17 protein-coding genes are annotated in these 20687 nt (G+C 67.5%); 5 read left to right on the top strand and 12 right to left on the bottom strand.

Features of this window, described 5'->3' with window-relative positions:
* Window positions 1-4 precede the first annotated feature (4 nt).
* Complete coding sequence (locus AC4D2R_RS13285) at window positions 5-1021, bottom strand: ABC transporter permease (protein ID WP_490940453.1); 1017 nt, start codon at window positions 1019-1021, stop codon at window positions 5-7.
* On the bottom strand, window positions 1018-2526 hold the full coding sequence (locus tag AC4D2R_RS13280) for a sugar ABC transporter ATP-binding protein (RefSeq protein WP_490940451.1): 1509 nt from the start codon (window positions 2524-2526) through the stop codon (window positions 1018-1020). The genes AC4D2R_RS13285 and AC4D2R_RS13280 overlap by 4 nt, the downstream gene beginning before the upstream one ends.
* 115 nt (window positions 2527-2641) lie before the next feature.
* Here AC4D2R_RS13280 and AC4D2R_RS13275 point away from each other — a divergent pair, with 115 nt between their 5' ends.
* Window positions 2642-3859 carry an ROK family transcriptional regulator gene (locus tag AC4D2R_RS13275; RefSeq protein ID WP_490940449.1) on the top strand — a complete coding sequence of 406 codons (1218 nt, stop codon included), beginning with the start codon at window positions 2642-2644 and terminating at the stop codon, window positions 3857-3859.
* A 41-nt stretch (window positions 3860-3900) separates the two neighbouring features.
* Complete coding sequence (locus AC4D2R_RS13270) at window positions 3901-4635, top strand: IclR family transcriptional regulator (protein WP_490940447.1); 735 nt, start codon at window positions 3901-3903, stop codon at window positions 4633-4635.
* 31 nt (window positions 4636-4666) lie between these two features.
* Here AC4D2R_RS13270 and AC4D2R_RS13265 read toward each other — a convergent pair whose 3' ends face one another.
* The 8 genes from AC4D2R_RS13265 to AC4D2R_RS13230 form a co-directional block, all read right to left on the bottom strand.
* On the bottom strand, window positions 4667-6586 hold the full coding sequence (locus tag AC4D2R_RS13265) for an FAD-binding monooxygenase (protein ID WP_490940445.1): 1920 nt from the start codon (window positions 6584-6586) through the stop codon (window positions 4667-4669).
* A 150-nt stretch (window positions 6587-6736) separates the two neighbouring features.
* Complete coding sequence (locus tag AC4D2R_RS13260; RefSeq protein ID WP_490940443.1) at window positions 6737-7555, bottom strand: HpcH/HpaI aldolase family protein; 819 nt, start codon at window positions 7553-7555, stop codon at window positions 6737-6739.
* Window positions 7540-8325 carry a 2-oxo-hept-4-ene-1,7-dioate hydratase gene (gene hpaH / locus AC4D2R_RS13255; protein WP_490940442.1) on the bottom strand — a complete coding sequence of 262 codons (786 nt, stop codon included), beginning with the start codon at window positions 8323-8325 and terminating at the stop codon, window positions 7540-7542. Before hpaH ends, AC4D2R_RS13260 begins: the two co-directional genes overlap by 16 nt.
* Window positions 8326-8381: 56 nt before the next feature.
* Entirely contained in the window at window positions 8382-9458 is a 1077-nt protein-coding gene (gene hpaD, locus AC4D2R_RS13250; protein ID WP_490940440.1) for a 3,4-dihydroxyphenylacetate 2,3-dioxygenase, read from the bottom strand.
* Between the two features lie 46 nt (window positions 9459-9504).
* Window positions 9505-11046: a 5-carboxymethyl-2-hydroxymuconate semialdehyde dehydrogenase gene (gene hpaE, locus AC4D2R_RS13245; RefSeq protein ID WP_490940438.1), complete on the bottom strand. Its 1542-nt coding sequence runs from the start codon at window positions 11044-11046 to the stop codon at window positions 9505-9507.
* 9 nt (window positions 11047-11055) lie between these two features.
* Window positions 11056-11745 (bottom strand): GntR family transcriptional regulator, encoded by a 690-nt coding sequence (locus AC4D2R_RS13240; protein WP_490940437.1) that lies wholly within the window; start codon window positions 11743-11745, stop codon window positions 11056-11058.
* Window positions 11738-13216, bottom strand: coding sequence for a fumarylacetoacetate hydrolase family protein (locus AC4D2R_RS13235; protein WP_490940435.1), 1479 nt, complete (start codon window positions 13214-13216; stop codon window positions 11738-11740). Before AC4D2R_RS13235 ends, AC4D2R_RS13240 begins: the two co-directional genes overlap by 8 nt.
* 248 nt (window positions 13217-13464) lie before the next feature.
* A complete protein-coding gene (locus AC4D2R_RS13230) occupies window positions 13465-14673 on the bottom strand; it encodes a globin domain-containing protein (protein ID WP_490940434.1) in 1209 nt (402 codons plus the stop codon).
* A 230-nt stretch (window positions 14674-14903) separates the two neighbouring features.
* Here AC4D2R_RS13230 and AC4D2R_RS13225 point away from each other — a divergent pair, with 230 nt between their 5' ends.
* Together AC4D2R_RS13225 and AC4D2R_RS13220 are read left to right on the top strand one after the other, a co-directional pair.
* Window positions 14904-16253, top strand: coding sequence for an MATE family efflux transporter (locus tag AC4D2R_RS13225; protein WP_490940432.1), 1350 nt, complete (start codon window positions 14904-14906; stop codon window positions 16251-16253).
* Between the two features lie 108 nt (window positions 16254-16361).
* A complete protein-coding gene (locus AC4D2R_RS13220; protein WP_490940430.1) occupies window positions 16362-16757 on the top strand; it encodes a hypothetical protein in 396 nt (131 codons plus the stop codon).
* Between the two features lie 29 nt (window positions 16758-16786).
* Here the strand turns inward: AC4D2R_RS13220 and AC4D2R_RS13215 are convergent, their stop codons facing one another.
* On the bottom strand, window positions 16787-17329 hold the full coding sequence (locus AC4D2R_RS13215; protein ID WP_490903244.1) for a CGNR zinc finger domain-containing protein: 543 nt from the start codon (window positions 17327-17329) through the stop codon (window positions 16787-16789).
* Between the two features lie 89 nt (window positions 17330-17418).
* Between AC4D2R_RS13215 and AC4D2R_RS13210 the strand changes: the two genes are divergently transcribed.
* The gene (locus AC4D2R_RS13210; protein ID WP_490940649.1) at window positions 17419-18423 is read left to right on the top strand and encodes an EamA family transporter; all 1005 of its coding nucleotides are present in this window, start codon (window positions 17419-17421) and stop codon (window positions 18421-18423) included.
* Between the two features lie 33 nt (window positions 18424-18456).
* Here AC4D2R_RS13210 and AC4D2R_RS13205 read toward each other — a convergent pair whose 3' ends face one another.
* Window positions 18457-20685, bottom strand: coding sequence for a heavy metal translocating P-type ATPase (locus AC4D2R_RS13205; protein WP_490940428.1), 2229 nt, complete (start codon window positions 20683-20685; stop codon window positions 18457-18459).
* Between the last annotated feature and the right edge of the window lie 2 nt (window positions 20686-20687).

Raw genomic sequence — 20687 nt, 5'->3', positions numbered from 1 at the left:
GTGCTCACGCGCCCACCTCCTGCCGTGTCGAAGTGGTCTCCCGCGGGGTGTCGTCGAAGCGGGCCGGCCGGCTGATGACGCGGCGCCCCGCGTAGACGGCGACGGCGGCGACGATGACGATGCCGCGGACGACGTCCTTGAGGAACGGATTGATCTGCATCACGCTCATGATGTTGTCGATCATCGCGAAGATCAGGACCCCGCCGAGGGTTCCGACGAGGGAGCCCTTCCCCCCGGCGAGCAGGGTTCCGCCAAGGACGACGGCTGCGATCGATAGCAGGTCGTAGCCGCCCTGGCTGCCGATGGTGGGGCTGCCGACGCCCAGCCGCGCCGCAAGCAGCAGTCCGGCCATTCCGGCGAGTACGGAGCAGATCACGTGGGCGGCGATGATGGGGGTGTTGGTGTGGATGCCCGACATGCGGGCCACGTTGAGGTCCCCTCCCACGGCGTACATCGAGTGTCCGAGGCGGGTGCGCTCCAGCAGGAGCAGGACGACGGCGGCGCAGGCAAGCATGAGCAGGGTGGAGATCGGCACCGGTCCAAGCCCGGTCGCCCCCACAAGCCGGAAGGCCAGCGGGGCCTGCCCGGAACTGCCCTTGTAGTTGGTGGCGAGGTAGCCGCTGATGATCAGGCCCGTGCCCAGCGTGGCGATGAAGCCGTGGACCTTGAGCCCTGAGACGACGAGGCCGTTGACCAGGCCGATGGCCGCAGCCACCGCCAGTGCCACAAGGACGCCGGGAAGGATGTTGCCGGCCTGGTTGGCCATGATCACGGCCGCCAGGAGGCTGGTGAGGCTCACGACGTACGGAACGGAGAGGTCCAGGCTTCCCACGAGGATCACCAGGGTCTGGCCGATGGCGATGAAGCCCAGGACGCTGGTTCCCGTGAGGATCGATGAGATGTTGCCGGCGCTGAAGAAGCTGCGCCCGGCTGCGGCGACCAGGATGGTGCCGGCGACGATTGTGAGCAGGACGACGAGGTAGACGATGTGGGTCGAGGTGAGCCGCGAGGTGATTTTCATGGGAGGACCGTTTCGCTTCGGGCCCCGGTTGCCAGCTGCAGGACCTGCTCTTCGCTCGAGCCCGCCGGCAGTTCACCGGCGATCCGGCCGTCGCGCATGACGACGATCCGGCTGCTCATCCCCAGTAGTTCGGGCAGCTCGCTGGAAACCATGAGCAGCGCCTTTCCTTCGGCAGCCAGGGACCGCATCAGGCTGTAGACGGCGAGCTTCGCGCCGACGTCGATGCCGCGCGTCGGCTCGTCGAGCAGGACAACCAGCGGGTCGATGGCGAGCCATTTCGCCAGCACGACCTTCTGCTGGTTGCCGCCCGAGAGGTACTGCACCTCCTGGTCGAGGTCCCGTGCGACGACCTCGAGGGAGGAAAGGATGCCGGGGGTGCCGGCCCGCGCCGCGGGCGTGCGCGATGGGAACACCGACCGGATCACGCCGAGGGCGTTGTTGAGGATTGATTGGTTGAGGCTGAGGCCCTGCGCCTTGCGGTCTTCGGTGATCAGGGCGATGCGCTGGCGGATCGCCTGGCGGGGGGAGGTGGCGGTGAAGGGCCGGCCGTCCAGCACCATCCGGCCCCGGGTGAAGGGCGCGGCGCCGAAGATCGCCTCGACGAGTTCGGTGCGGCCCGAGCCCTGCAGCCCGGCCACCCCGACGATCTCACCGGCCCGCAGTGCGAGGTCGATTGAGTCGAGCTGGTGGTTGCCTCCGCCCTCCACGCTCAACAGAGTCTTGCCGAGCGTGGTGCCCGGGTGTTCGTCGGGGTAGTAGGCCGCGATGGGCCGGCCGACCATCATCCGCACCAGGGCGGCGTCGTTCAGCTCCGACGCCGGGCTTGTACCGACGATTCGTCCGTCCTTCAGGACGGTGATCGTGTCGCAGAGGTCGAAGATCTCCTTGAGCCGGTGCGAGACGTAAAGGATTGCCGTGCCGCGCTCCTTGAGCCGGCGGACGATCGCGTAAAGGAGGTCGACCTCGGCCCCGGCGAGGGCGGCCGTCGGCTCGTCCATGGAGATGATGCGGGCGTCGTAGCTGACTGCCTTGGCGATCTCGACGATCTGCTGCTGCGCCACCGACAGTGAGCTCACCGCGGCGGTGGGGCGGATGTTGCCAATGCCCAGCTGGTCGAAAAGTTCGGCGGTGCGGGAGTTCATTGCCTTCGTGTTGACGAGCAGCCCTTTGCGCGGCTCACGGCCCAGGTAGATGTTCTCCGCCACAGTGCGGTCGGGCAGCAGGTTGAATTCCTGGAACACGGTGGAGAGGCCGGCGAGGTGGGCCTGGGTGGGGTGGTGGAATTCCACCGGGCCGCCGTCGAGTTCGATCGTCCCGGCATCACGCTGGTATACGCCCGCGAGGATTTTCATGAGGGTGGATTTGCCGGCACCGTTCTCCCCCACGAGGCCGTGCACTTCACCGGCCTTCAGTTCAAGGGACACATCTTCGAGCACCGGGATGCCGAAGAAGGCTTTCGACAATCCGGTCACCCGGAGCACCGGCGGGGACACAGGTCCGTTCATGCGAAAACTGTGACAGACGCCATATCTTTTGTCGATAGCCATGCAAAAGACAGGTAGTACTCGTAAAAATGCATGTGGCGTGACTCACGAAAGTGTGCCGTGCTTTACTGAAAGCGTGGTTCGAAGCCCAGCGTCCTACGCCACCTCGGCGCGAACCTCGGTCCTCCCGGCGGCGGGCGCGAGCGAGGTTTTCCAGCTCCTGCGCGACGGACAGCCGCGCACCCGGGCGGAGCTCGCGCAGCTCACCGGCCTGGCCCGCTCAACCGTCGCCTCCCGGGTTGAGACGCTGATGAAACTCGGTCTGGTCTCGCCCTACGGCGGCGCCGTCTCGACCGGCGGCAGGCCGCCGTCGCTGTTTGCGCTGAACCCCGGAGCGCGCGTCGTCATTGGTGCCGACATTGGAGCCACCCACGCACTGGTGGTCCTTGCCGATCTCTCCGGAACCGAACTTGCCAGCGAGAGCACGGCGATGGAGATAGCGGACGGTCCGGAAGCTGTGCTCGGGTGGCTGGTTGCGGCCGTTGACTCGCTGCTGGCGCAGGCGGGGCGCCGGCGGGACGAGCTCGCGGCAATAGGGATCGGCCTCCCCGGGCCGGTCGAGCACGAGACGGGCCGGCCGATGAATCCGCCAATCATGCCCGGCTGGGACCGTTTCGACGTTCCGGCGCGGGTCCAGGCGAGCTTCGACGTCCCCGTGCTTGTCGACAACGACGTGAACATCATGGCGCTTGGGGAACAGAGCTTCCACTGGCCGGAGGTCACCGAGCTGATGTTTATCAAGGTCGCAACCGGGATCGGTGCGGGGATCATCTCGAGCGGCACCCTCCAACGCGGTGCCCAGGGCACTGCGGGCGACCTCGGCCACGTCCGGGTGCCGCGGGCCGGCGAGGTGATGTGCCGCTGTGGCAACTCCGGATGCCTCGAGGCGCTGGCCGGCTGGCCGGCCCTCGCGGCGGCGCTCACCGCGGTGACCGGCATGCCGCTCTCCTCCAGCGGGGACGTGATTCGGCTTGTCCGGTCGGGGGACAGCGCGGCCATCCAGGTGATCCGCCAGGCGGGGCGGGACATCGGCGACGTGCTGGCGACCTGCGTGAACCTCACCAACCCGTCGGTGATCGTCATCGGCGGCAGCCTTGCCCAGGCCGGGGAACACCTTCTGGCCGGGATCCGCGAGGTTGTCTACCGGCGCTCCCTGCCGCTGGCAACCGAGCATCTGCGCGTGGTACCCTCCGTCGCCGGACAGCGCGCCGGAGTGCTGGGGGCGGCCGTGCTGGCGATCACCCACGTCCTCTCGCCCGAATCCATCGAGGCGGCGAGCGCGGCCGTATCCTGACAAGCGGTGGGCGCATTCCCATCAGCGCCTACGATGAAACGGTGGAAGCAAACATTCGCGAGGAAGCTGACGCCGCACTGACCCGGCCGTCACCCTCGCAGACCCTGTCTCGCGGTATCCGCGCCCTCGAGATCCTTGCTGAAGCGCCGGGGCCGCTGACGATCGGCGAACTTGCTGGAGCGATGAAGGTCCACCGCTCCGTCGCCTATCGGATCCTGCGCACCTTGGAGGACCACTCACTGCTGATCCGCGACGACACAGGGCGGTTCGAGCCGGGACCCGGGCTGGCGGTCCTGGCACGGAATGTCTCCCGCAGCCTCCAGACAGCGGCACTGCCTGAACTTACCTCGCTGGCCAACTCCCTGAACATGACCGCCTTCGTGGCGGTGTGGGACCGCCAGGAATGCGTGACCCTGGTTTCCGTTGAACCCCGCCACTCCGGAGCGGCAGTGGCCCAGCATCCCGGCTCCCGCCACCCGGTCCACTCCGGAGCCCCTGGGATTGCCATCCAGTCGGCAATGAGTGAGGAGGAGTGGCAGGCCGCTGCGCCGACAATCCCCTACCGCACCCAAGCCGCCCTGGCCCGGAACCGCGGCTACGCCGAGAGCCACGATGAAGTGATAGCGGGAGTTTCCTCGATTGCCGCACCCATAACCGTGCCCGGTGGAAAACCGGCGGCCGTCGCCGTGGTCTATATCCGGTCCGACCAGGATGCGGCGAAAATCGGCGCCGAGCTCAGCGCGGGCGCCGAACGCATCGCGAGCCAGCTGCGGTAGCAAACGCTTCCCGCAGTCCGGCGGGCCGCTGCTAGGCGAAGGTCCGTCCCGGCTGCCGCGCTGAGCGCACAGGTGCGAGCAGCGGCTCGAAGAAGCCCGCGAGTTCGGCCATCGACGCCAGGGGCAGGACGTTTGCCACGTACTGGTCGGGACGGACGACGACGATCACGCCGGAGCGGTCGAGGCCGCGCAGTTCGAAAATGTCGGACGCCGGATCGGCGGCGTACACCAGTTCGTAGTCGGTGAGCCCGAACGGTCCCACCGCGGGCTTGAACGCTGCCGGTACGCCTCCGATGTCGACCTGCCTGTGGTTTTGTTGGTAGATCACCTTCACGTCGAACCACGCGTCAGCCCCCGCATCCTCGGGGGTGGCAGCAAGCGGAGAGTCGGGAGCGTTCTGAATCCACGCGGCGAAGTCGGCCACACCCGAGCCGCTGCCCGCCTCGGCCGCATCGGCGAAGACGTAGATCCGCCAGCGGCCGTCGGCCGTCGCGTGGTGGCCGAGGTGCATGGGGACGCCGTCGCAGACCCGCACCACGGGCGCCGACTTGAATCGCTTCCCGATCGGGAACCCCGTGGCGAGGTCCTGGTGCACGGGGTCGGCGATGAGGAGTGAGGGTGCGTACTGGGTCATGAAGCCCATGGGGAACTCGCCCGTGCGCACATAGAAGTCCTCGAGTTCGGAAGGGTCGGAAAACTCCTCCGGCTTCTTGGCCATGAGCGTTGACCACTCCTTGTCGAACTCGATCAGGTCCTTCGCCACGACCTGCCGCTCCGCCGAATAGGTTGCCAGCAGGCTCTCGGGGCTGCGCCCGTCGAGGACGTGGCCGAGCTTCCATCCGAGGTTGAACCCGTCCTGCATCGAGACGTTCATGCCCTGGCCCGCCTTGGCGCTGTGGGTGTGGCAGGCATCCCCGGTAATGAATACGCGCGGGGTGCGGCTTCCCACCTCGTCCGGGAGGACGTCGTCGAACCGGTCGGTGAGGCGGTGGCCCACCTCGTAGACGCTGTGCCACGCGACGTTCCGCACATCCAGCGTGTAGGGGCTGAGGATCTGGTTCGCCTTCGCGATGATCTGGTCGAGAGTGGTGGCGCGCACGGCGCCGTTGTCGTCCGGCCCGACCTCGCCCAGGTCGACGTACATGCGGAACAGGTGGCCGCCCTCGCGGGGGATCAGCAGGATGCTTCCACCTTCACCGGACTGGATGGCGCATTTCAGGCGGATGTCCGGGAAATCCGTGACCGCCAGGGCGTCCATGACCCCCCAGGCGTGCCGGGCCTGGTCGCCGGCCAGCGTGCAGCCGATTGCCTGCCGCACCTTGCTGCGCGCGCCGTCGGCGCCCACAACGTATTTCGCCCGCACGGTGCGCTCCCTGCCCTGATGTTCGCCGGAGGTGTGCACCAACGTCACTGTCACCGGATACTCGCCGTTCCCGGTTATCTCGAGTCCGGCGAACTCGTAGCCGTAGTCGGGCTCCATCCGGGTGGGGGAGTTCTTCATGAACTCCGCGAAGTAATCGAGCACGCGGGCCTGGTTGACGATGAGGTGCGGGAATTCGCTGATGCCGGTGGGGTCGTCCTCCGGACGGGCGGTGCGGATGATGCGTGACGGATCCTCGGGATCCGGCTTCCAGAACGCCATCTCGGTGATCCGGTACGCCTCGTCGATGATCCGCTGCGCGAAGCCGAAGGCCTGGAAGGTCTCGACGCTGCGGGCCTGGATGCCGTCCGCCTGGCCGATTGCCAGCCGGCCCGGGCGGCGCTCAACGATGCGCGTGGTGATGCCCGGGAACTGGGAGAGCTGGGCGGCGGTGGTCATGCCGGCAGGGCCAGTCCCTACGATCAGGACGTCGACCTCGTCCGGAAGCTCCCTGGGCCGGTCAAGCCCGACGCCGGCCGCCGGACGGACGCGTGGATCGCCTGACACATATCCGTGATGGTGGAATTGCACGGGGTTTCCTCACTTCATCGTGACGGCCGATCGGCCATACCGTGTTCGATAATAGAACTTTTCGTTCGATAAGCGAACGAGGATCGGATGTTACTGTACGCGCCCTGAGACGGACGCCACAAGAGCACGTGTGCGCCTCGACGCCCGGTGTCAGTAGCTTGCGGACGGGTCGCCGGCGTCGGCCGAGCCACGCCTGGGCGCGGTGTATTCAGCGGCGAGGGCCTCGGAGCCGCGGGCCAGCAGGGCGACGTCGGCGCCGACGAGGATGAACTTCGCGCCGGCATCGAGGTAGCTGTGTGCCGTCGCCGGAGTGAAGGCGTTGACGCCGGCGGGTTTGCCGGCCCGCCCGGCGGCGGCCAGGCAGCGCTCGACGGCGCCGCGCACGTCGGCATGCTCCTGCTGTCCGAGGAGGCCCATTGAAGCTGCGAGGTCGGAGGGGCCCAGGAAGATGGCGTCGACCCCGTCAACGTTCAGGATCTCCTCAACGGCGTCGACGGCCGCCGTCGATTCGATCTGGACGGTGACGCTGAGGGTTTCTCCGGCGCGGGCCAGGTAGTCCGGGATCCGGTTCCATCGGGCGGCCCGGGCCAGGGCTGAGCCGACGCCTCGCACGCCCTCCGGCGGATAGCGGGTCGCGGCCACTGCGGCCTCGGCCTCCGCCGCGGAATTCACCATCGGAATGAGCAGGTTCTGGACCCCGAGGTCAAGGTACTGCTTGATGACCACTGGGTCATTGACCGGCGGGCGGACCAGGGTGGTAACCGGATACCCGTGAACGGCCTGCAGCTGGGCAAGGATGGATTCAAGTCCGTTGGGGCTGTGTTCGGCATCCACAAGGAGCCAGTCAAGCCCCGACCCCGCACAGATCTCCGCGGCCAGCGGGCTTCCGGAGCACACCCACATCCCGGCGAGTGGACCGTGGGCCTCCGCGAGGGCGTCCCTGAACGTATGGTCTAGTGGAAGCGGCATGTCACAACCCCAAGCGGTCCGAAGTCGGCGTGGACGGTGTCGCCCTGATGAACCCACATGGGGCGGGTGAAGGACCCGGCGAGGATGATGTCCCCGGCCTTCAGCCCGTCGCCGTGCCCCGCGATCTTGTTGGCGAGCCAATGCACCCCTGCGGCCGGGTGGTCGAGGACCCCTGCGGCGACGCCCGTCTCCTCGACGGTCTGGTTCTTGTAGAGGATCGCCGAGACCCAGCGCAGGTCGACGGCGTCGGGGCGCACCGGGTTGCCTCCGATCACCATTGCCCCCATCGCGGCGTTGTCGGAGATGGTGTCAACGATTGTGCGTCCCTCCATCTCGATCCGGGAATCGAGGATTTCGAGTGCGGGGACAACGTAGTCCGTCGCATTCAGCACGTCGAAGATGGTGCAGCCCGGACCCGCAAGGTCTTTCTTCAACACGAACGCGAGCTCCACTTCCACCCGGGGGTGCGTGTAGCGGGCCCACTCCACCGAGCAGCCGGTCTCGAGCACCATGTCGTCGAAGATGGCGCCGTAATCGGGTTCGGTGATGCCGGTTGCGGCCTGCATCGCCCTCGAGGTGAGCCCGATCTTGCGCCCCACCAGGACGCGGCCGGCGTCCTCGTTGCGTTGCCGCCACAGCCGCTGGACGGCGTAGGAGTCCTCAACGGTCATGTCGGGGTAGCGGGCGGTCAGCAGAGGGACAGGGGTGCGGGTCCGGGCAGCGTCAAGGAGTTCGTCGGCGATCGTTTCTACTGTGGATGGGTCGAGCATGGCAGGCTCCGTTCAGCGTTTGGAAGAGGGCGAAGGCGGTGTGGACAACCTGCGGATCAGAGCTGCGCGCCCACCTTGAAGCCCTTTTCCCCACCGTCGGGCTGGCGGGTGTAGGAGAAGCCGTCGGCGCCGACGGTCACGGCCATCTCGCTCTTGTCCTCGCGGGCCACCACGGGCTGCGGATTGCCGTCGAGGTCAAGGACCAGGGAGGCTTCGGTGTACCAGCTCGGGACGACGGGGTTGCCCCACCAGTCGCGGCGCTGGTTGTCGTGCACGTCCCAGGTGACCGTGGGGTTGTCGGGGTCCCCCGTGTAGTAGTCCTGGGTGTAGATCTCGATGCGGTGCCCGTCCGGGTCGAGGATGTAGAGGTAGAACGCGTTGGAGACGCCGTGGCGTCCGGGCCCCCGTTCAATACGGTCGCTGATGCGCAGGGCGCCCATCTTGTCGCAGATCTGGATGATGTTGTGCTTTTCGTGGGTGGCGAAGGCGACGTGGTGCATCCGCGGACCGTCGCCGCCGGTCAGGGCGGTGTCGTGGACCGTCTGCTTGCGGTGCATCCAGGCGGCATAGGTGACGCCGTCGGAGTCCTTGATGTCCTCCGAGACACGGAAGCCCAGGTCCTCGAGGTACGCACGTCCCCGCGGGACGTCGGGGGTGACCTGGTTGAAGTGGTCGAGGCGCACCAGTTCCCCGGCGGAGTAGAGGTCGTAGCGCTGGGTGAGGCGCTCGACGTGTTCGGTTTCGTAGAAGAATTCGTACGGGAAGCCCAGGGGGTCCTCGACGCGGACCGAATCGCCGATTCCCTTGGTGAATCCCTCCGTGCGGCGCTCCGTGCGGCAGCCGAGCTCCTTGTAGTAGGCCTCGGCGGCGTCGACGTCCTGCGGTGTCCGCACCCGGTAGGCGAAGGCGGCGACGGCTGCGACGGGTCCCAGCCGCAGCACCAGGTTGTGGTGGATGAACTCCTCGAGGGAGCGCAGGTAGATCTCGGTGTCGGTCTCCTCGGTGACGTGCAGGCCGAGGACGTCGACGTAGAACTGGCGGGAACGCGCCAGGTCGGTGACGACGATGTCCATGTAGGCGCAGCGGACGATGTCCGGAGCGGGGACCGAGGGCTTGGGGACGGCATTGCTCATGGGAATCTCTCTTCGTTGAAAGCGGGGAGGAAGTGCGGGGGCGGTGTTAGCCCTCGTTGAGGGCCGACGCTTCGACGCTGCCGAACTTCGGGGTGTGGACCGGGCCGAGGCTGATGTGCACGGCCTGCTGGTCGGTGTAGAAGTCGATGGACCGGTAGCCGCCCTCGTGGCCCAGCCCGGAGGCCTTGACCCCGCCGAAGGGGGTGCGCAGGTCGCGGACGTTGTGGCTGTTGAGCCAGACCATGCCTGCTTCGACGTTCTGGGAGAAGGTGTGCGCCCGGGTCAGGTCCTGCGTCCAGATGTACGCGGCGAGCCCGTACCGGGTGTTGTTTGCAAGGGCGAGGGCTTCGGCGTCGGTGTCGAACGGGGTGATCGCGACGACGGGGCCGAAGATCTCCTCCTGGAAGATCCGCGCATCGGGGGAAACGTCGGCGAAGACGGTGGGCGCGATGTAGTTGCCCTCCGGCAGGTGCTCCGGCCGTCCACCGCCGGCCAGGAGCCGGCCTTCGGACTTGCCGATCTCCACGTAGGAGGCGACCTTCTCGAAGTGCACGGGGTGGACCAGGGCCCCGACCTCGGTCCCTGGGTCGTGGGGATTGCCGACCACGATGTTCTTCGCCCTGGCGGCGTACTTCTTGCAGAACTCGTCATAGACGGGGCGTTCGACGAGGATCCGCGAGCCGGCGGTGCAGCGTTCGCCGTTGAGGGAGAACACCCCGAACAGGGCGGAGTCGATGGCGGCGTCGAGGTCGGCGTCGGCGAACACCACGCAGGGGCTCTTCCCGCCGAGTTCCATTGACAGGCCCTTGAGGTTCTCCGCGGCGTTGCGGAAGATCGTCTGGCCGGTAGTGGTCTCACCGGTGAAGGAGATCAGCGGCACGTCGGGGTGTTTCACGAGGGCGTCGCCGGCTTCCTCGCCGAGGCCGTTGACGAGGTTGAAGACGCCGTCCGGCAGGCCTGCGTCCTTGAAGATCTGCGCCCACAACGATGCCGACAGCGGGGTGAATTCGGCCGGTTTGAGGACCACCGTGTTGCCGGTGGCAAGGGCGGGGGCCAGCTTCCAGGACTCGAGCATGAAGGGGGTGTTCCACGGGGTGATGAGCCCGGCGACGCCGATCGGCTTGCGGTTCACGTAGTTGATCTGGGAGCCGGGGACCTTCATGGCGTCGTCGAACTGGGCCACGATGAGGTCCGCGAAGAAGCGGAAGTTTTCCGCCGCGCGCAGCGCCTGTCCCTTGGCCTGCGTGATGGGCAGGCCGGTGTCGAAGGTCTCGAGCTCGGCAAGGCGCGACTCCTGCGCTTCGACGGCGTCGGCGATCCGGTTCAGGACCCGGGCGCGTTCCCGTGGCTTCATCGTCGGCCAGGGACCATTGAGGAACGCTTCACGCGCCGCGGCGACGGCGGCGTCGATGTCCTCCTTCTGGCCGGCTGCCGCGGTGGCGTAGTTGGTGTTGGACACCGGGTCGAGGACGTCGAAGGTCTTTCCACTGACCGAGTCGACGAACCGGCCGTTGATGTAGTGCTGGATGTGCGAGGGGAGTCCCTCCGGGACGTACTGCTCTGTCGCTGTGCTGCTGGGAGTCGTCATCGTGGGTTCCTAACGGGAGTCGGTGGCGCTGGACTGCGCGAGGTAGGCGTCGAGGGTGGCGCTGCGGTGGAGACGTGCGGCTTTCTCAATGTCGTCGGCACCCGCCTGGGACTCAATGAGCTTCAGCAGGGCCTCGTGTTCGTCAACCGACTGGCGCGCGCGGCCGGGGACGAAACGGAAGGTGGAGGAGCGCAGCGAAGCCAGGCGGTTCCAGCCACGGTGCACGAGGTCGAGGATGTGCGGATTGGGGCAGTGTTCGAAGAGGACACTGTGGAAGTCCTGGTTGAGCCGGGTGAAGCGCACCGGGTCGAAATGCTGAAGGCAGGCCCGCATCTCTTCGTTGATGCTGCGGGCCCGGGCGATGTCCGCAGCCCCAAGAAGGGGAGAGGACAGGGCGGTGGCCGCACCCTCGATGATGCTGAGGGTCTGCATCGTGTAGAGGTACTCCGTGGGATCGATCCCCGCCACCGTGGCCCCGACGTTGCGTTCGAAGGTCACAAGGCCTTCGGCTTCCAGCCGGCGGATCGCTTCACGGACCGGCACCACGCTGACCCCGAGGTCCCCGGCGATTTTCGCGAGCACGAGACGGTAACCGGGGGAGTAGGTCCCCTCAACGATCCGGGCCTTGACCAGGGCGTAGGCCTGCTCTGATTTGCTGCCGGGGGCGGCAGGACCCGCAGCCGCGACAGCCTCAGCCACGGGCCTTCGCCTCCCACTCCTCATACAGCGCACGCCAGGAGGCGTTCATGGGATAGAGGCCATCAACGCCGTGGCCCTGTTCAACCATTTCGGCGATGAAGGCTTCCTCGCGTTCCTGGGCAATTGAATCCTCGGCGAGTTCCGCGGCAAGCGCCGGTGGGATCACCAGGATGCCGTCAGCATCGGCAACGATGATGTCGCCGGGCTGGACCGTGGTGCCGCCGCAGGCGATCGTGATGTCGGTATCCCACGGGATGTGGCGGCGACCAAGGACCGCCGGGTGCGGATTGGCGTAGTAGGTGGGCATGTCCAGGCCCGCGACAGCGGAGAAATCCCGCACGCCGCCGTCGGTAATGACCGCCGCCGCGCCGCGGACCTGGGCGCGGAGGGCGAGGATGTCGCCGATGGTTCCAGTGCCCGTCTCACCCCGGGCCTCCATGACGAGGACTTCACCCTCATTGACCGAGTCGATTGCCCGCTTCTGCGCGTTGTAGCCCGCGCCGTGGGCGGCAAAGAGGTCCTCCCTGTTCGGAACGTAGCGCAGGGTTCGGGCCAATCCCACGATCCGCCTCTCCGGGCGGGTCGAGGTGAGGCCGTCGATGCTGACATTGTTCAGGCCGCGCTTGCGGAGCTGCGAGGAAAGTGTAGCCGTTGACACTCCTTCGAGCTTCGTTTTGAGGGCCGGAGTCAGCACGGGCGCCGGGGCAGGGATACCGGCGGCTTCACGCGAGCCATAGGCCTCCTCCCGCTGGAGGTCGTCAACCTTTGGGCGGGCACCGAAGTCCGCGAACGCCGTCGTGTCTTCCTCCACCCTGGTGGTGAGACGGCCGGTGCTCATCCCTCCGTCGTTGTCTTCTGAACCGACGCTGCTGACCTCCACCTCGATGACATCGCCGGGGACGGCAACGGAGGCCCCGGCTGGAGTGCCGGTCAGGATGATGTCGCCGCGCTCGAGGGTGAGCAGCTGGGACAGATCGGCGATGAGCCGGCTGAAGGGGAACAGCAGGTCCTTGGTGGTGTCGTCCTGAACCAATTTGCCGTTGTGCCAGGTGCGGAGACGCAGTGCGGCGGGATCCACGGAGTCCGCCATGATCAGCCCGGGACCGACGGGAGTGAATCCGTCGCCTCCCTTTGACCGCAGGTTGGACCCTTTGTCGGCGTATCGCAGGTCATAAACCCCGAGGTCATTGCTCGCGGTGATCCATTCGACGTGGCTCCACGCGTCGTCGATGCCCACGCGGCGAGCAGGCCTGCCGATGACCAGGGCAATTTCGCCCTCGAATCCGAGAAGCTCGCAGCCTGCCGGGCGCTCGACCGCGGAACCGCTGAGGGCCAGCGACGACGGGGGCTTCAGGAAGTAGGAGGGTTGTCCAGGCGTGCGTCCCCGTTGGGCGGCCCTGCTGGGGTAGTTGATGTGCACCGCGATCACCTTGCGGGCCTTCGCCAAGAGGCCGCCGTCAACCAGTTCCACCCGCTGCTCCTCGTCAAATATGAAATCGTATACGAACCCTATGGGCTCTCATCCGGCGGGTCAAGGGGCGGTCCACGGGACACCGACTATTTCCCGTGGCCTATTCCCAGTGGCCGTCGGAACGCCCAGTACGTTGGTCGAACGTGCACGTCTTGCGGTAATCGACCCTTCAAAGCGGGGGGTCCTGCAGATTGGTTGCCTCGAACGCCGGGGGCTGGTACTCCGGGCGCCCCGCATGTCCTGGGTGATCAGGTGGTGGGGGCTGCGAGCCAAAGGTCCGGTCCGAAGACTTCGTAGCGGATCGCCTTCGCGGAGACGCCTCGGTTGATGAGGGTGCTTCGAAGGGACTGCATGAACGGCAGCGGGCCGCAGATGTAGTAGACGGCACCCGGGGGCAGTTCGATGGAACTCAGGCTCATCCTGCCCTCGAGTTGATTCTCGCCGCTTCCGGATTCCGTGAGGCCGGTGTTCCAGGTGATCATCCGTGCGTCGGACATCCGGCTCAGGTCCGTCTGGATCTGGTCATGAAGGGCCATCGGGCCGGGGCCACGGTTGGCGTGGAGGAAGGTCACGTTCCGCCGGGCGTCCGTCCGGGCCAGGTGGGAGATCATTCCCGCATGCGGAGTGATTCCGATGCCTGCACTCGCGAAAACGATCGGCCGGTCCGACGCTTCAAGGATCACGTCGCCGAAAGGCGCCGAGAGCAGCACTTCATCGCCGACCTCGAGTTTGTCGTGGAGCATCGTTGAGACTTCACCGTCGGGCGTTGCCGGGCCGTTGGCGCGCTTGACGGTGATCTGGCGGTGCGTTCCGTCATCGGCCCGGGAAAGGCTGTATTGCCGCGGCTGCCACACGCCGTCGGGCATGAGCGCCTTGAGGCTGACGTACTGCCCGGGAAGGGAGGGGCTCGCGGCGCTTCCATCGCGGTGCTCGAGGACGAAGGTGGCCACGTCCTCGCTCTCCCGGATCTTACGGACGATCCTCCAGGTCTGCCAGAGGGTTTCGGGAGTCAGCCCTGCGTCGCGGTAGAGGGCACGCTCCTGGTTGATGAGGGCATTGGCCATAAGCCAGTACACCTCGTCCCAGGCCGCGGCCACCTCGGCGGTCACTGCCTGCTGAAGCACGTCCCCGATCGCCCACATCAAGTGCTCGTGCACTACCTCGTACTGCTCCTCGCGCAGGCCGAGCGACGCGTGCTTGTGGGAAATCCTCGCCAGCAGGTGATCGGGCAGATCGTTCGGGTTGTTCACCAGGAAGGAGGCGAATGCGGCAATCGAGCCGGCCAATGCCTGTTGCTGGCGGCCGTCGGCCTGATTGCCCCGGTTGAAGAGCCCATTGAGCAGCTCCGGCCGGGCCTCGAACATGTGCGCGTAGAACCGGCGCGCAATCTCCCCGATATGCTCGCCCACAACGGGAAGCGTGGCGGCAATGACGGGGCGGGAAACATCAGAAAGCATTACGGCTTCTTTCAACGCAGTAGCAACCCGCGGGCTGGGACACCCCGGGGCGGCGCACCCGCGGCCGGGTCGCCTGCGCCGAAGAACTGCGCTGAACGAGGCGGGCCGGCCTGTGGGGGCACATTCCACACCCTATTGAATTTCTACACGTTGTAGAAATTCATGACGGCGGACCCGCGGTGCTGACGGAAGCCGGATGAGATCCGCCGCCCGGAGGCTAGGCTGAACCAGTGAGTGAGACCCTTCCCGGAAACCGTCAGCTCAGCCGCAGCATCCTCCGCCTTGCGGTTCCCGCCCTCGGGGCGCTCATCGCCGAACCCTTGTTCCTCCTTGCCGACTCGGCCATTGTCGGCCATCTCGGCGTTGCTGAACTGGCCGGCGTGGGGCTCGCATCGACGGTCCTGCAGACCGCGGTCGGACTTATGGTCTTCTTGGCATATTCAACTACGCCCGCCGTAGCGCGGCTGCTGGGAGCCGGGCGCCGGGCCGAAGCGGTCGCGGCGGGCCGCGACGGGCTCGGCCTGGCGGTGCTGCTCGGGCTGCTGTTGTCCATTCTCGGATGGGTATATGCACCCGTCCTCGTGGCAGGTCTCGGTGCGCGGGGCGAAGTGCACGTCTTCGCCGTTGACTACCTGCGCTGGTCGATGCCCGGGCTCACGGCCATGCTCGTGGTGCTCGCGGCCACCGGCGTGCTGCGGGGGCTGCAGGACACGAAAACACCGCTCATCGTGGCCGGCGTCGGGTTCGGGGCGAACATCGCCCTGAACTTCCTGCTGGTTTACGGGCTGGGACTCTCTGTGGCGGGATCCGCCCTCGGCACAAGCATCGCGCAGTGGGGCATGGCGGCGGTGTACCTCATGATCGTCCTCCGTCTGGCACGCGGGAACTCCGTGCCGCTGCGTCCGCGCTGGAGAGGTGTGCATTCCACCGCCAGGGTCGGGTCGTGGCTGATGCTGCGGACGGTCAGCCTTCGGGCTGCCATCCTGGCCACTGTGTTCGTTGCCACCGCACAGGGGCCGGTCACCCTCGCCGCCCACCAGCTCGTCATGACGATCTTCACCTTCCTCGCGTTCGCCCTCGACGCCCTCGCCATCGCCGCGCAGGCGCTGATCGGCAAGGAGCTCGGTGCCGGAAACAAGGCGCTCGCTGGTGCGCTCACCCGCCGCATGGTGGTGTGGGGGCTCGGGTTCGGCGCCCTCACTGGGGGCGCATTGGCCGCCGCCGCTCCTTTCCTGGGGCAGCTTTTCACCCCCGACGAGCAGGTGCAGGCCGCCTTTGCCGCCGGCCTGTGGGTCCTCGCCGCGGCCCAGCCCGTGTGCGGGCTGGTGTTCGTCCTTGACGGCGTGCTGATCGGCGCAAGCGATGCGCGGTACCTCGCGCTCGCGGGCGTGCTCAACCTGGCGCTCTACCTCCCGCTGCTGGCAGCCGTCCATGCCGCCGGGCTTGCCGGATCCTCCGGCCTCGTCTGGCTGTGGACCGCCTTCGGCCTTGGATACATGGCGGCGCGCGCCGGAACCCTGGGCTGGCGAGTGCGCAACGACCGCTGGATGGTCACCGGAGCGACGGCCCCGCGCGGCTAGGGGCCGCGGGAGGAAGCGGGTGCGGGCACCGCCGATTCCGCCGTAAACTAGGACAATGCACTTCTACGCCACGTAGAAGCTTTTGATGCACCACCGGAAGGATTTTCAGTGGCTAAGAGCCAACCGGGGAAACCCAGCCAGGGCAGGATGCGCCACGGCGTCAAGGGGCCCCTCGTCTTTTCGGCGGTCCTGGGCGTCGTGGCCGGCTTTGCCACAACCATCTTCGCCACGGGCGGAGCGGGCAGGGCACTCCGCGTCGATCTTGGTCTCACAGCGGCCGGCATCGCCTTCATCGTCTCGCTGATGATCTGCGCAATGCTGATGATGGTTGAAGCACCGAACCCCGAACACCTGGGCAAGGGCTCGGGAGTGAACCGGTCATCGGCGCCTTCGCAGGGACAGCGCGGGACGCAGGGGCCCGGCGGTTCGTCAGTCCCGGGATCCACCGGGTCAGGACCCGATGACGCCGAGCCGCGCTACGGCCAGCGGCGGCCCGACGCCTGAGCCCGGCACTGCCGGCAGGGCGGTGACGATCAGGCGCCGGCCTTGCGGGCCCGGTACGCCTTGACGTGCGTGCGGTTGGCGCAGTTGCCCGTATCGCAGAACCGCTTTGAGCGGTTGCGTGAAAGATCAAGGACCACCGCGCTGCAGTCCTCGGCCGCGCAGGTGCCCAGCCGCCCCAGTTCGTGAGCCCGAATGACGTCGACGATTGCCATGGCGGCCTCGGTTGCCATCCGGTCCACCAGCGGGGCCTCGGGTCCTGTCGCGTGGAGGTGCCAGTCCCAGTGGTCGTGCCGGACAAGCTGCGGCAGCGCGTTCGCCGAGCGCAGGATCCGGTTCACCCTGGCCACGGCGTCGTCCTCCGCGGAGTGCCAGATCACCTCCAGTTCGGCCCGCAGCCCGCGCACCGCCTCAAGTTCCGCCGGCGAGTGCGTCCGCGACCCGGAGAACTGCTGCGCCGCCAGGAATGCATCAAGGTCCTCCTGCGTGCTGAGCTGGTCGCGGTCTTCCTTGCCCGTGTTGATCAGCGCTGCCGCCGAGACCAGCGCTACCTCGGTGTCATAGGTAAAAGACATCTTGACTCCTGACATTGCCCGCGGATAGTGTCACGACCATTAGTAGGTTTTGATCATGACACCAAGATCATGGCATCAATCGGGTGGGTATGAAAGGCGGTGAGCGGATGGAGCGGCGTCCTGCGTCGGGCATCTGGATTGCCCTGTTGTCGGCGGCAACGTTCGGACTCTCCGGCGGGTTCGCCAAGTCCCTCCTCGAAACCGGGTGGAGCCCCGGCGCGGCCGTGGGGATCCGGATCGCCGGTGCCGCCCTCGTACTGGTCGTCCCCGCGTTATTTGTGCTCCATGGCCGCTGGTCGACCCTGCGCGGCAACGTGCTGACCGTGACGGTCTACGGTGTCACAGCCATTGCGCTCTGCCAGCTCTTCTACTTCAATGCCGTTTCCCGCATGTCGGTGGGTGTCTCACTGCTGCTCGAGTATCTCGCACCGGTGCTGATCGTCGGCTGGTTCTGGATGCGCTCGGGGAAGCCGCCGCACCGGCTCACGCTTGCGGGCGCCGTCCTGGCTGTCCTTGGGCTGCTGTTCGTGCTCGACCTCGGGGCCGAGGAGCGGCTGGATCCGGTCGGGGTGCTCTACGGCCTTGGCGCGGCGGTGTGCCTTGTGGTGTTCTTCCTGATGTCTGCCCGCATCAACGACAGCCTCCCTCCGCTGGTCATGGCGGCGGGCGGCATGGTGACCGGCGCGCTGACCATCGGCGCCCTGGGAGTGGCCGGCGTCATGCCCCTCCACTTCGTCTTCAGCGATGTGGTGCTGGCCGGGTGGCAGACCAGCTGGGTGGTGCCGGTCGCGGGGCTGGTGCTGGTGTCGACGGTCGCGGCGTACGTTACTGGAATCATCGCCGCGCAGCGGCTGGGCCCGAAGGTTGCCTCGTTCGCGGCGCTGACCGAGGTCCTGTTCGCCGTGCTGGCGGCCTGGCTGATGCTCGGGGAGCTTCCGAAGATCGTCCAGCTTCTCGGCGGGGTCCTGATCATGGCCGGAGTGGTGTGCGTGCGGGTCGACGAACTGCGCTCCGCCGGACGCACCCGGGCCGCTGAAGCCCGTCCGGGAACCGCGGATCTACCCAACAGCGTGGAGCCCGTTCCCCGGCCCTGAAATCAACCCGCCGTGGGGGGAGCGGGGCCGGGCTCACTTACCGAACCTGCGCAGCCGCAGCGAATTCGCTACAACAAGCACGGAGCTGGCTGCCATTGCGGCTCCAGCAACCATCGGGTTGAGCAGGCCGAGGGCGGCCACCGGAATGCCGATCGTGTTGTAGAAGAACGCCCAGAACAGGTTGGTCTTGATGGTGGAGAGGGTTCTGCGCGAGAGCTCGATCGCCGAGGCCACCTGCTCCAGGCTGTTGCCCATCACGGTCAGGTCGGCGGCTTCGATGGCCACGTCGGTGCCCGATCCCATGGCGATCCCAAGATCCGCCTGGGCCAGTGCCGGAGCATCGTTGACCCCGTCGCCGGCCATCGCGACGATTGCGCCGCGCGCCTGCAGCTCGCGCACGGCAGCGACCTTCCCCGCGGGCAGGACCCCGGCCCGTACGTCTTCGGGCGCAATGCCGACTGCCTCGGCGACGCGCGCGGCAACCGAAGCGTTGTCCCCGGTCAGCAGGATGGGGCGCAGCCCAAGACTCTTCAGGCGCTGGATGGCACGTGCCGAGCCCTCCTTGACCGTGTCCGTCAAGGTGATCAGGCCGACGGCCCTGCCGTCGACGGCGATCCAGACCGCCGTCGCCCCCTGATCCTCGGCAAGGCGCATTGCCTCAATGTCGTTGTCGGAGAGCTCGATGCCGTTTTCCCGCAGCCAGCTCTGCCGGCCGGCAATGACGGTGGAGCCCTCGACCGTGCCCCGGACGCCACCGCCGGGGGCGCTCGAGAAGCCGGTCACCGGGGGCGGGGCGCCGGCGGCGGCCGCGATCGCCCGGGCGATGGGGTGTTCGCTCGCGGATTCGACGGCGCCGGCGAGGCGCAGCAGCTCGGGGGGCTGCAGGGCTCCGTGCAGCACGGCCGTGCCGCTGACCGCGAGCCGGCCGGTGGTGACCGTGCCGGTCTTGTCCAAAACGATGGTGTCGACGGTCCGGGTGTCCTCGAGCACCTGGGGGCCGCGGATCAGGATGCCGAGCTGGGCGCCCCTGCCGGAACCGGTGAGCAGGGCGGTGGGCGTGGCGAGCCCCAGGGCGCACGGGCAGGCAATCACGAGCACGGCGACGGCGGAGGTGAACGCGCTCTGCAGGTCTCCGGTGATAAGGGCCCAGGCGGCGAAGGTGCCGATGGCGATAACCAGGACCACCGGGACGAACACTGCGCTGATGCGGTCGGCGAGGCGGGCAACGCGGGCCTTGCCGCTCTGGGCCTGGCTTACGAGGCGGCCCATGTGCGCCAGCGTTGTATCGCTTCCCACCCTTGTCGCCGTCACGACGAGGCGTCCGGAGGCGTTGATCGTCGCCCCGGTGACTGGATCGCCGGGGGAGACTTCAACGGGCACCGATTCGCCGGTCAGCAGCGAGGCGTCCACGGCGCTGTGCCCCTCGAGCACTATGCCGTCCGTTGCTATCTTTTCCCCGGGCCGGGTGACGAAAACGTCGCCGGGGATGAGCGTTTCGGCCGGGATGCTGATCTCCCGCCGGTCGCCGTCGGCGCCGCGCAGGACGCGTGCCTCCTTCGCTCCGAGGCTGAGCAGGGCCGTGAGGGCCGAACCGGCGCGCTCCTTGGCGTTCGCCTCTAGGTACCGGCCGAGCAGCAGGAAGGTGACGACGACGGCGGCCACCTCGAAGTACAGGGCGTGGCCACCCATGTCCATCCCGGTATGGGCGGTGATCGACGGATCGGTGAAGAGCTGCCACGCCGAGTAGAGATACGCCGCGGTGACCCCGATCGAAACGAGGGTGTCCATGGTCGAGGAGAGGTGGCGGGCGTTGACGGCCGCGGCGCGGTGGAAGGGCCAGGCGGACCAGGTGACCACCGGGGTCGACAGGGCGAAAACGGCCCAGCCCCAGTTGGGGAACTGGAGCGCAGGGAGCATTGAGATCAGGAGCACCGGCGCGGTGAGCAGGGCGGCCGTGACCAGCCGGGGGCGCAGGCGTGCCGCCGCGGTGGGGCCGTCGTCGGGGCGCTGGTGGGCGGCCGTGTGCCGGACGCTTGCCGAATATCCGGTCGCCTTGACCGTGTTGAGCAGGTCCTGGTCCGAAATCGCCGCTGGCACCCGCACCACGGCCGATTCCAGGGGCAGGTTCACGCTCGCTTCGACACCCTCGAGCTTGCCCAGTTTGCGTTCCACCCGCGCCACACAGGAGGCGCAGGTCATCCCCGAGATGTCGAGCTCCACCACCCGGGTGCCGTCCACCGCCGGGAGCCTGTCTGTGTCCATGC

Source organism: Arthrobacter sp. TJ-217 (assembly GCF_058269255.1).
The sequence above is the reverse complement of the archived record's forward strand: the minus strand, read 5'-3'. Positions and strand labels throughout refer to the sequence as shown.